8 protein-coding genes and 1 pseudogene are annotated in these 12,614 nt (G+C 48.9%); 5 read left to right on the forward strand and 4 right to left on the reverse strand.

All coding sequences use genetic code 11. The annotated features are described in order from the left end of the window. The 3 genes and pseudogenes from ACO1NU_RS13005 to ACO1NU_RS13015 all read right to left on the reverse strand — a co-directional run. Positions 1–518 (reverse strand): annotated as a pseudogene (locus ACO1NU_RS13005) (hypothetical protein); the annotation flags it as partial. A gap of 446 nt (positions 519–964) precedes the next feature. Beyond that, positions 965–2,152, reverse strand: a complete 1,188-nt coding sequence (locus ACO1NU_RS13010; RefSeq protein ID WP_448818923.1) for a glycoside hydrolase family 43 protein — start codon at positions 2,150–2,152, stop codon at positions 965–967. A gap of 69 nt (positions 2,153–2,221) precedes the next feature. Further along, the gene (locus tag ACO1NU_RS13015; protein WP_448818924.1) at positions 2,222–3,580 is read right to left on the reverse strand and encodes a rhamnogalacturonidase; all 1,359 of its coding nucleotides are present in this window, start codon (positions 3,578–3,580) and stop codon (positions 2,222–2,224) included. A gap of 374 nt (positions 3,581–3,954) precedes the next feature. Here ACO1NU_RS13015 and ACO1NU_RS13020 point away from each other — a divergent pair, with 374 nt between their 5' ends. The 3 genes from ACO1NU_RS13020 to ACO1NU_RS13030 are packed head-to-tail and all read left to right on the forward strand — an operon-like array spanning position 3,955 to position 7,931. Beyond that, positions 3,955–4,422, forward strand: coding sequence for a hemerythrin domain-containing protein (locus ACO1NU_RS13020; protein WP_448818925.1), 468 nt, complete (start codon positions 3,955–3,957; stop codon positions 4,420–4,422). A 21-nt stretch (positions 4,423–4,443) separates the two neighbouring features. Continuing rightward, positions 4,444–5,661, forward strand: coding sequence for a hypothetical protein (locus ACO1NU_RS13025; RefSeq protein WP_448818926.1), 1,218 nt, complete (start codon positions 4,444–4,446; stop codon positions 5,659–5,661). Further along, complete coding sequence (locus ACO1NU_RS13030; protein WP_448818927.1) at positions 5,658–7,931, forward strand: nitric-oxide reductase large subunit; 2,274 nt, start codon at positions 5,658–5,660, stop codon at positions 7,929–7,931. The genes ACO1NU_RS13025 and ACO1NU_RS13030 overlap by 4 nt, the downstream gene beginning before the upstream one ends. Before the next feature lie 62 nt (positions 7,932–7,993). Here ACO1NU_RS13030 and ACO1NU_RS13035 read toward each other — a convergent pair whose 3' ends face one another. Continuing rightward, complete coding sequence (locus ACO1NU_RS13035; protein WP_448818928.1) at positions 7,994–9,121, reverse strand: ThiF family adenylyltransferase; 1,128 nt, start codon at positions 9,119–9,121, stop codon at positions 7,994–7,996. 169 nt (positions 9,122–9,290) lie between these two features. Here ACO1NU_RS13035 and ACO1NU_RS13040 point away from each other — a divergent pair, with 169 nt between their 5' ends. Then, on the forward strand, positions 9,291–10,355 hold the full coding sequence (locus ACO1NU_RS13040) for an MFS transporter (protein ID WP_448818929.1): 1,065 nt from the start codon (positions 9,291–9,293) through the stop codon (positions 10,353–10,355). Positions 10,356–10,373: 18 nt separating this feature from the next. Next, positions 10,374–12,590, forward strand: coding sequence for a molybdopterin oxidoreductase family protein (locus ACO1NU_RS13045; RefSeq protein ID WP_448818930.1), 2,217 nt, complete (start codon positions 10,374–10,376; stop codon positions 12,588–12,590). Positions 12,591–12,614 lie beyond the last annotated feature (24 nt).

Below are 12,614 nucleotides of genomic sequence, written 5' to 3' on the forward strand. Positions count from 1 at the left end.
CGAAAATTAAAGCCGATCAGGCTAAAACGGATCCGGTACTTGCTAGCTGATTTTCTGATGCCCGGGGGTACCCGGATGTCCGTCTTGGAATCAAACGCTCCCATAAACACACGGATCTTCCCTTGTTCATCACGCTCTACCTGATGATTGAACTGCAGCACTTCCTTCAATGGGCTGTTGATATTGAATTCCATTCCCACGATACTGCTCAAGTCTGCATCATGAAGGTCCCTCCTGCCTCCACTGCCACTCACGCTCCCCCGGATGCCCCGGTACACCAGTTGTGTGCTCCTACTGGCCGCCTGGCCATCCCGGTGGACATACGCTGGCTGGAAGGCTTGACGAATAACCGCAGCGGTCGTACTGGAAAGGCCAAACTCCGTAGCGGCACGAATACTTTCCGTGGTCTGCTTAAACTTACGGGGCTTTCCCTGAATAATGTTCATATTACGGTATCTGCGATATATTACAGATCCGGCAGTGCCATGCACCATGCCTTTGTTGTCTACTTTTGCCATTGCTATGCTTTTTTGTTGGGAACAAGATAGGGCAGACAATGGCAGGTGTCGATTTTCTAGCAATTTAAAACCGAATCTTCCCAAATAGAGCGCGTTTTTCTCAAAGTTGGGCCCCTGTCTTAGCATGGATATCCACTCTATGAGCACCCGTACCTTGAGACAACAGGCAGTATAAAGTCCCACGTTTTGCTGCTACAGTCGGACTTATCCGGGAAGTAATCCGGCCCGATATGGCGCATAAATAGATTTTTTTCATGCTTTTAGTAGGGTTGGTTAAACAACATATGGATGCGATTCAAGATGAGGGCCGGATTTTCTTCTGAGTAAAGTTCTTTCACCTACTGTTCTGGGCAGAAATCCTGAAGGAACCGATAGCAATCACAACAGGCTCGAAAATCCAAATCTCATGGATAACAGACCTCTACTGATCGAAAGGCATCACCGCCTTAATAAGAAATCTTCTGAGGCTTCCAGCTAGGACCGTCTATTACGAAAATTCCATCCCTGAAGTACAAAGGCTCAATACCCATCTGCGGTATGGGTTGACCTGTTTCATCTGTCGAATCGAAGGTCTTTCCATCAAAGATCATATAATGGCATGAACTCCAGAGTTTACCGTCGGGGCCTTCAAAAATAGCATTGTGGCCTGTTTCGCAATAAGGGTCCTTCGTATCATCGAACTGCAAATTTGCGTAACCTCCACTTTTGGCCATCTCCTCCCGGTACTTCCGTTTTCGGGTACCAAAGATCGGTTCAGGTGAGGCTAATTCCCAGGGACCTAAGGGACTGGGCGCCTTTAAAAGACCCACTTCATATCCGCGGGTCCATGCAGAAAAAAACATATAGTAAACACCTGCTCTTTTAAGCACAAAGGGGCCCTCAATCCCACCGACCATCCAACCGGGATTGCCTGCATCTTTTGCTCCGCGGATCTTCTCAAGTTCGCCGATGATCTTACCTGATGGCAAGTCTATTTTTGCCTGAAACAGTCCGTTTCCGCTGCAGTACATATACGTTTGTCCGTCTTCATCTTCAAACAGCGTAGCGTCGTTGTTGTATTGAGGTGTTAGGGGCCCGTTGACCAGCTTGTAGGGACCGGTTACTGCATCTGCAACAAATAGCCATACACTATGCGTGCTCATTCCTTTGGGATCCTGCTCCGTAACCTTTCCGCTGTTTACGGTTAGCCAAAACTTGCTCTGGATATAGTGTATTTCCGATGCCCAGAAACGGCCGTTATAGGGACAATCTGCAGGTAACTTGCTCCCGTCAATAATGAATGAATGTTGTTTCCAGTTAATCATATCGTCCGAGACGAGTAGTCTCACGCCGGGATTATAGCCGGTCCAGACAGGGGAGGAGGTCCCTGTAGCATACCATTTGTCTGCAACCTTGATAATGAAATGATCGCGCATTGCTATAGAGGTATCGCGTATGATGGGATTGGTGTAGCTGAAAGCAGAGATTTTCTTTTTTGCCTGGTTCTTCTGCGAGGGTACAACATTCCCTGACCTGATAAATACGGGTCGCTCATCTGTACTTACTACCTGCGCCTGAAGAGGGTTAAACGCATAAAGTTGAATGCATGAAAGGCATACAAACACAAATTGAGTTGCTCTTTTTAATATTTTCATCGTTATCGGCAGGCTTGGGTTTCAGACGCGTACTTATCGGTAGAACCACCAGGTGGGTAATTCAACTGATTAAAAAATCTTCTTCTTATTCACCACCACATTCTTCAGCTTGAAGTTCTCGATGATCGATGTGTCAATGTCGAGGTACTTCTCCGCGCTTACGTCGATATTTTCGAACCGGAAATCCGCCAGTTTATATTTGAAGCCTTTTCCACCTGCATTGTCACCAGATGCGCCCACATTAAAGAAGTTTTCACAGTCGAGTTTGATATTGCGCATGGTAATATGACGACCGTTTGAGGTTCCGGCAACGTCTTCTCCTTTTAAATCGAAAAATTGTGTCCAGGGACGGATGAAGATGAAGTTGCCGATATCACTGCCCTGGATGTCTTCTACCAGCACATATTCATAATTCTGCGGAGTATCCGGACGCATTTTCAGCCAAAGCAGACGCTCTGCATGGTTAATCTTGATGCGACGCAAAATGATGTTGCGGTCTTGCACAGACTCACTTCCGAAAGTCAGAGCACCGTGACAAAACCCGTAGGTGCAATCTTCGATAATGATGTTTTCATTGCTTCCGTTAGTAGGATCTGTATCTGCATGAGGGCCTTTTCCCCCTTTTAACGCCACAGCGTCGTCGTTTACAGACATATAGCAGTTCTTAATCAGAACGTTTTTACAAGCGTCTATATCCACGGCGTCTGTGCTGGGCGCCTTAACAGGCTCTTTAGGTGAGTAGATGTACAGGTCAAGAAGCTTGACATTCTCGCATTTATAGAGGTGGGTTGTCCAGAATGGGGAGTTCATCAGGCGTACCCCCGAAAGCTGTACGTTTTTGCTGTTCGAGATATATACGAGGCGGGGTCTCATCTCGTCCATATTGGTACATTTAGGATTGAACTGCCTTCTTAACCAGAATGCTTTCCAGTAACGGAGCCCGTTCCCGTCAATAGTTCCTTTGCCAGAAATAGTAAATCCGTCGAGCCCGTCTGCATTTACCAGTGCTGCGAAGTACTTAAGAGTTTGACCTTCCATGCGGGTCATCACCAGAGGAAAATTGGTAATGTCATCACTGCCTTTTAACTTCCCCCCATCTTCTACGTGCAGGTGAGTCCCTTTTTTGAAGAACAGGGATCCACTTAGAAACGTTCCCTTCGGAATCACAATTACTCCGCCGCCATTTGCCGAAGCCTGATCGATAATGGACTGGATGCGTTGTGTCTGGATAATCGTGCTGTCGTTTTGGACTTCATAGTCGGTTATACGATAGTGTTTTCCAAGCTTGCTGATATCTGTAGGTTTGTTCTGCCGGAACCATTCAGGAATGGGTGTTCCATCCGGAAATACTTCTTTGGAAAAGGCATCTAGGTTTAGCGATAATGAAAATAGGAGCAGCAGGGCAAGCCTGAATTTCTTCGTCATCATGAATGGTTGGTTCTTGGGTTAAAATGGTTAGGAACGGTTTGAACATTCCTTTTAATATAAGTTTACGCGCCAAATCTACAAAAAGGCAGCAGTTTCAAGGTATCTCTGAGGTAACTTAAATATAACGGAAGCGAGTCGTAGTGAGGTCCGGCATGTTTTCTATACCCTCCTGATGTATCCGGAGTAGATCATCTCCTTATCAATTTTTTCTCAACGGTCTCCCGCAGGCCTCTCCGGTTTTTTCCTCATCGGGATAAACTTTGCAGAAATGTGACGACTGTCATTTTTTACTTCCCCTAATAGTCTCTCTTTTGCATAGAAGACAAATTTGTCTTTTAATATCAAAAGGCGAGAATACTTCAAAACCCAGGCTTATGAAAAGGAATAAAAATCTTGTAGAACTATCAAAGGATCACCACCATGGATTATTACTGGGGTGGAAGATAAAACAAGGCTTAAAGTCAGGAGTACCTCTGTCTGAACTGACCAGCTATGTTAAATATTTCGCTTCAGCCGCACTATTTCCGCACTTTGATGAAGAAGAGAATCAGTTGCTGCCTTTCCTTGATGCGCAGGACTCGTACCGTATCCGCACCATACAGGAACACCTGCAACTGAAACAAATGATTGGAGAGCTGTCGGGGTCTGAGCCGACTGATGAAGCTCTTCTTCTTGCATTTACCGGCGCCCTGGACGCGCACATCCGCTTCGAAGAACGTGAGCTTTTCCCCTACATGGAGAAGCTGTTGGATGATGAGCAACTGGAAGAAGCCGGAAAGCTTCTGGCTGAACAGCATCAGCCTTATGTTGAAAGTTATCCGAATGAATTCTGGTCCCGCTAACTCCATTTTGCCGATTAGATTATGAGTTTCATCCATCGCATCAGCTTTGAACGCTGGACCTTCCTCAGCTTCATCATCCTCGCATTTTTCGGAGCTATCCTGAGATATATGCTGTGCTATCCATTGCACGGTCTCAACTATATGAACATCCTGCACGCCCATTCGCATTATGCCTTTGGCGGATGGGTTTTTCTTGCTTTGGTTATCCTTGTCAACCGCAACCTGCAACGGCCAGTTTCAGCCTCTATGAAATGGCTCCTGCTTTTCGCGCTGATCAGTTCGCTGGGCATGCTGGTCAGCTTCTCGCTGCAAGGGTACAAAGTTGTTTCTATCGCGTTTTCAACACTCTTCTTATTGGCTACCTACTGGTTCGCAGTAATCACGCTGCCCAGGCTTCGTCTGAAAGATCATCCGAACGCCGTGCTGCTGATAAAAGCGGGGATTTGGTGTTTGGTCATCTCTTCTATAGGTCCCCTGGCATTGGGTGTACTGAAGGCCACCGGAAATACTGGTGCGATATACCAGAATGCCATCTACTTTTATCTCCATTTTCAGATGAACGGATGGATGCTGCTGACTGCCCTGGGGCTCGTAGTTAAAGAATATCTCTCTGCTGGCCGCTCCCAGGCATCTGTTCGTCCCTGGCTGTACACCTTTATTCTGTCGACCTTTCCGCTGTTTATTATTTTTACCCTCTGGTCAAAGCCATTTCCCTGGATCAGTGAGCTTGCCTTTATAATCGCACTGGTCAACGCGGTCAGCTGGTTCGGTATGATGCAGAAGATGGGAGGCCTACTGAAAGGCTTGCCTCTCCTGATCCGCATCGCACTTCTGGCGGTCTCTCTTAAGGTGCTTTTTCAGATCCTCGTTTGTATTCCTCAGGTAGGACAGTGGACCTTCTCTAATCGTAATCTCATTATCGGCTATGTGCATCTGATCACCCTCGGCTGTGTAACGCCCGTTCTCCTGCATCTTTTCACACGGAAACTGCAGATTAAAAAGCTGGAGATGCTGTACATCAGCCTTGTGGTGATATACCTTGTTCTTCTTTTTATTCAGCCGCTGCTGAGCCTGTATCGTATTTCAATCCCCAACTACCAGCAGCTTCTGCTTGGAATCTCGGTCTTGTTCTGCCTCTCGGGCCTGTGCTATTACATAAAGCTATTCTGCCGACCTCAAACCCGGAAATTCACTTCACAACCATTTAACATATCACTTCAAAACAATTTTAATTTATGAAAGCAACAACCAGACTATGGTGGGCCTTCGGGCTGGTAGTGGGGATATCATTTGCGGTACTCCTCTACTATGGATTTGAAATCTACCAGAAGGCACCGCCTGTACCTTTGAAGGTAGTCACCACTCAAAATGAAGAGCTATTCAGGGGTCAGGATATCAAAGACGGGCAGAATGTATGGCAAAGCATGGGAGGTCAGGAGGTTGGTTCTATCTGGGGTCATGGTGCGTATGTAGCTCCCGACTGGACTGCCGACTGGCTTCACCGTGAAGCCTTGTTTATTCTGAATCTTTGGTCTGAACAAGACTTCGGAAAAGGCTATGATCAACTTTCTGATGAACAACAGGCCGGTTTACAGATCCGCCTTCAAAAGGAATTGCGCATCAATACCTATGATCCTGAAACGAAGATCCTGACGGTTTCTCCAGTCAGAGCACAGGCATTTGAGCACCTCCGTCAATATTACTCGGCCCTGTTTACCGACGATCCTGCCTTCAACCAGCTGAGAGACGATTATGCTATTGCAAAAAACTCAATTAAGGACCCCGTGCGAATGAAGCAGATGAATACCTTTTTCTTCTGGGCTAGTTGGGCCTGCGTGACCAATCGTCCGGGCGAAACAGTTTCTTATACGCACAACTGGCCGCCTGATAAGCTGATCGGCAATATTGCTACCGGAGACCTTATCATGTGGACAGGCTTCAGCGTGATCATGTTGCTGCTAGGTATCGGGATCCTGGCCTTCTACAATGCCAAAACCAATGAAGCTGAGCATGAAGAAGAGGTGCCTGAGACTGATCCGATGATGAACAGCTCGTCCACACCATCTATGCGGGCCACATTGAAATACTTCTGGATCGTATCGGCACTGATGCTCGTACAGGTGATACTGGGCGTTGTGACTGCGCACTTTGGCGTGGAAGGAGGGGGCTTTTACGGCATACCTTTAGACGAAGTGATGCCTTATTCGCTAAGCCGCACCTGGCACGTACAGCTGGGTATCTTCTGGATTGCTACGTCATGGCTGGCAACAGGACTCTATATCGCACCGGCTGTGTCTGATTATGAACCGAAGTTTCAGAAGCTGGGCGTAGATGTCCTGTTTATTGCCCTGATCATTGTGGTGGTAGGTTCTATGATTGGCCAGTGGTACGGCGTGATGCAGCGCCTGGGACTGGCAGAAAACTTTTGGCTTGGCCATCAAGGCTATGAGTACGTGGATCTTGGTCGTCTATGGCAGATCCTGTTGTTTGTGGGATTATTCCTTTGGTTATTCCTGATGGTCAGAGCCCTGCTTCCGGCCTTGCGCAAAAAAACAGGAAGCCGTCACCTGCTGATCATGTTCATCATCGCTTCAGCAGCAATTGCCCTCTTCTACGGTGCCGGTCTGATGTGGGGACGCCAAACGAACCTGGCTATCGCCGAGTACTGGCGCTGGTGGGTTGTCCATCTGTGGGTAGAAGGCTTCTTCGAAGTATTTGCCACCGTAGTCGCCGCCTTCCTTTTTGTTCGCATGAAGCTGCTGAACGAGAAGTCGGCCACCCTGAACGTTCTTTTCGCTACCATCATCTTCCTTTCCGGTGGTATCCTGGGCACGTTTCACCACCTCTACTTCTCAGGTACGCCGAAGGCCATCATGGCCCTGGGTGCCAGCTTTAGTGCGCTTGAAGTGGTACCATTGGTGCTCATCGGTTACGAGGCCTATCATAACTACCGCCTTAGTGGTAAGAAAGGCTGGGTGCGAGGTTACAAATGGCCGATATATTGTCTCATAGCGGTGGCCTTCTGGAACTTCCTGGGTGCCGGGATCTTCGGGTTCATTATCAATCCGCCTGTGGCATTGTACTACATGCAGGGTCTGAATACGACTCCGTTGCACGGACATACTGCTCTCTTCGGTGTGTATGGGGTGCTGGGAATTGGTCTGATGCTCTTCGTGCTGAAAGGACTCTACCGCCAGAATGTGTGGAAGGATGGCTTGATCGGTTTTGCTTTCTGGTCCATCAACATCGGTCTGATGCTCATGGCTTTGCTCAGCCTGCTGCCTATGGGTATGCTTCAGGCCATCGCCAGTGTGAACGAGGGGATGTGGTACGCCCGCTCTGCCGAATTTATGCAGCAGCCGCTGATGGAAACCTTCCGCTGGCTGAGGGCGATAGGGGATACGATCTTTGCTATCGGAACGGTAGCGCTCGCCGTGTTCGTGATAGGTCTGAAGTTCGGTTGGAGCTTCAAAAAAGATGAATTCGACATCCGCCAGGATAAAAAATAGTCATTCTGGAAGAAGCCGCTGCCGCCCGCTAGCGGCTTCTTCTTTTTAAGAGATCATCGGGGCTAAAAGCTTTCATACTCTACATTTGGCGTTCCCGTAGCACTGTTCCAGGCCCTTATTCCGCCTTCGAGATAATAGATATTGTCGAATCCCTGTCGCTCGTTCATCTCAACAGCCAGCTGGGCTGCACGCTCCCCGTCTTCTGATAAAAGCACAACGATAATATCCTGGTGAATATCATCCAGCTTATCGGCAAACTGACGTTCGGGTATATGCAGGTAGTTCCATGACTCATCAGGGCTTCCGATCGGCGTGTCGCGGAGATCAACCAACTGAAGTGGCTCTTTATACCTGATTTTGATGTCCAGCAACTTCGGACTAATCGAACGTATTCGCGAGGGTTCAGAGCGTTGCTCCGTTTCTGCCGCCAGATAGATGGATTGCAGGGATGTCAGATTCCGGTATTCTTCTACCGGCTCCACGCGCAGGGTACTCAGCTGATTACTGAACACATTAAACGTAACCAGTTTACCGCTGCTGATCTGGCCGATCTCAGCGATAACCTTTACTGCTTCATTTGCTATCATGCAGCTGATCAAGGCAGGCAAGGTAGCCAGGCCGATCTTAGCAGATCGCTGTATCAGCGGACCCGCATCCTTGTCTTTGATCAGGCACCTCAGCGTTGCGCCCCCCTTATAGTTCAGCACGCTATAACTTCCCGAAGGGAAATCGAGGACGCCATAGATCAGGGGTTTACCCACAATCACACAGGCGTCATTGATCAGGAGGGAGCGTTCCGGTACCTGCGCCACATCCACCACCAGGTCGTATCCGGCAATCAGATCCAGTACACTTTCCCTGTCTGGAGCTTGTTCATGCAGACGGATGCGTACGTCCGGATTGACTTCACGGAGCCTGGAAGCAAGTATCTGCGTTTTCAGCTTGCCTTCGTCGCCGCCGCGAAAAACAGGCTCGGAGGGCAACTCGCCCCGCCGGATCTTTTGGTCTGAAATAATACCCAGATGACCGATGCCCATCGAACAGAGATAGGTGAGCAGGGGAGATGCCAGTGCACCTGCGCCGTTAACAAGTACCCGCGCGTTATTCAACGCTTCTTGTCCCGGCACGCCGAAGCCCGGTATCTGGATGTGATCTCCATATTGTTGAAGGAATAAACTGGTGTCTTCCATGTTGAATAAATAGGAGGTGAATGGATTGCCGAGATGTGTCGGGCATATTTTCAGAAAACAAAAGCCATAGGGTCTTGTTTAAAAAATGTTGTAAGCTGTATTTACCTATGGCCCCGACAGGATATCCTTAATGGATCCAAGCCAATTAGTTCACTAACGCGACGACGCTATGTTTTCACTAAATAAACAAGCTTTAATCAACGCTACCGTAGTTTCCGCTATCACCATAGCTCTTGTTTTTTACGGTTCGCGCGAGCTCCAGAACTTCGATCCGGCACTGATTGCTTATCTCTTCGGAACCGTTTTTGCGTTCTTCGGAGTAGTTTACCGCTATTCAGTCTGGCTGCAGCGACCCCCCACCCGCATGTACTATAAACGAACCTGGGAGCTGATCTGGAACCGGCAGTTCTTTTCGCACCTCGCCTTTTTTATCAAAGAGTTCGTTCAGAATATCGGTTTCCAAAAGTTCATCTATCCGCGCGGCAGAAGCCGCTGGATCGGCCATTTTCTCATGGCGGCAGGTTGTACGCTCGCCTTTCTTATTACCTTCCCGCTGACCTTCGGCTGGATCCACTTTACCCTGAATCCGGAATCGGCAATTAACCCTGCCGACACAAAGCTCTACGAGGCGCATTTCTTCGGTTTTAAAGTCATGGAATTTGAACTGGGATCCTTTATGGCATTCATGACCTTTCACGCCTTGAACTGGTCGTCATGGATGGTCATCATCGGTGTCCTGATCTTTATGAGGCGTCGGCTGACCAAGCCGGGGCTGATCTCCACACAGTCTTTTGAAGGCGACTTGCTGCCGCTGATCCTGCTCCTGGCTATATCGGTAACGGGATTGGGTCTGACGTATAGTTATGAGTTCATGAAAGGTTTCGCCTACGATTTTATGGCAGTCACGCATGCCATCACCGTCATCATGTTCCTCATCTGGATTCCTTTTGGGAAGTTCTTTCATATTATCCAGCGCCCCGCTCAGCTCGGTGCGCATATCTATAAGCGCGAAGGTATACGCCGTGGCATGGCGGTCTGTCCGCATACCGGTAAAGAGTTCGCTACCCAGATGCATATAGATGATCTGAAGGACGTAACAAAGGAACTGGGCTTTGATTTTACCCTGGAGGATGGTACGTCTCACCTTGACCTCAGTCCCGAGGGCAAGCGCTCCCGACTGGCTATGGCACATTTGAAAGCTCGTCAGGAAAATGGCGGAAAGCTATTTGGTTAACATCTTTAAACTTGAATTATGGCAAGATTGCCTGTACCAGCAGAAAAACTGATTGATGAATTTGGTCCTCACCTGAATTATCCGCCGAAAGAAGGATATTCCGGGAGGGACGAACCGGATAAGGAGGTAAAGACCCATTGCTGTTTTTGCGGCATGCAATGTGGGATGAAGCTTTTGGTGAAGGATAATAAAGTAGTAGGGTTTGAGCCCTGGATGGAGTTTCCCTACAACCAGGGGCGGCTTTGTCCCAAGGGTGTGGAACGATATCTGCAGAATAACCATCCCGACCGGCTCCTATATCCGCTGCAAAGAGAGGAGGGGCTCGGCTTCAAAAGGCTATCCTGGGATGCTGCCATGGAGAAGACCGTATCTGAGATCAAACGTATTCAGCAGCAGCACGGCAACAATGCCTTTGCCATGCTCTCCGGCGTTTCTTTGAGTAATGAAAAAAGCTACCTGGTTGGCAAGTTTGCGCGGGTTGCGTTGAAGACAGCCAATCTTGATTATAACGGGCGTCTTTGCATGGTTAGTGCAGGTGCCGGGAATAAGAAGGCCTTCGGTCTCGACCGGATCTCCAACAGCTTTGAAGATCTGGAGCGCGCCGAAGTCATCATCATCACGGGCGCTAACGTCAGCGAAACATTCCCTACGCTGACTCATTGGATCTGGAGAGCGCGGGATTACGGTGCCAAGCTGATTGTGGTCGATCCGCGTATGATCCCGCTTGCCCGTACAGCAGACCTGCATCTGCCCGTCAGACCGGGAACGGACTCCGCCCTCTATGGGGCGATCCTGAAGTATCTGGCAGATCACGATATGCTCGACCACGACTTTATCGATAATCATACCAGCGGTTTTCAGGAAGCTCTGGATGCCGTGCAGGATTATACGCTGGAGTGGGCGGAAGAGATTACCGGAATTGAGAAGGAAAAAATTGAGCTCGCCGCACAGTGGTGGGGGAAGGCCAATACCAGCTTCCTGTTACACGCCAGAGGCATTGAACACCATACCAAAGGTGTGGATAACGTGTTAGGATGTATCAACATCGTGCTCGCAACCGGCAGGATCGGAAAGCCTTATTGCGGTTACGGCACCATAACCGGTCAGGGAAATGGCCAGGGCGGACGTGAACACGGACACAAATGTGATCAGCTGCCGGGAAACCGGGATATCACCAATCCCGAACACCGGAAGATCGTATCCGATATCTGGGGCATAGACGAAAAGGATCTTCCCGGCAAGGGGCTGACAGCCTATGAGCTGGTTGAAGCCATTCACCGCGGCGAGATCAAGGGCCTGATCTCCATCTGTTTCAATCCGATCGTGTCTCTTCCCAATAACAATTTCGTGCGTGAGGCTTTCGAGAAGCTGGAGTTCTATGCTTGTATTGACTTCTTTATGAACGAAACCTCGCGACATGCCGATATTATCTTTCCAGGTTCTCTTCAAGAGGAAGAGGAGGGAACCGTCACTTCTGCTGAAGGACGTGTTATCCGGGTAAGGAAAGTGGTTGATTGTCCGGGGGAAGCAAGGCCCGACACATCTATCATTCTGGAGCTGGCTGAACGCCTCGGTGCGGGAGATAAGTTTAAGTTTGAAACCTCTGAAGATATCTTCAATGAGCTGCGTGTCGCCTCCCGCGGAAGTACCGCCGATTATTACGGCATCACCTATAAGAAGATTGAGGATAACATGGGCATCTTTTGGCCATGTCCTACACTGGATCATCCGGGAACGAAGCGACTCTGGGAAGACAAGAAGTTTTGTACTCCCGATCAGAAGGCCCATTTCAACCCCGTTAAATATCGTGAGCCGGGTGAGGTGACCGACGAAGAATATCCGGTAGTGATGACCACCGGTCGTGTGGTGTCGCAATACCTCAGCGGAACGCAGACCCGTCGTATCGGTAAGCTGGTGGATAACTTCCCTGAACCCAAGGTAGAAATCCACCCACTGCTGGCTAAGAAATACAATATCCGACAGGACGAAATTATCAGGGTGGTGACGCGCCGCGGCACAGCAGAGTTTCCGGCTAACATAGTGGAAACGATCCGTACAGACACGATCTTCCTGCCGTATCACTGGCCGGGACGTAAGTCGGCCAATCAATTCACTACCGGAAACCTGGATCCGATATCCAAGATTCCTGAATTCAAAGTCTGTGCATGCAGGCTGGAAGGTACCGGTACCTTTGCTGAACCATCAACCGATTCAAAGGCTTACGCCAGCACTTAACCTATTTTGAGATCTTAAACGAAC

Source organism: Arcticibacter sp. (genome assembly GCF_053551015.1).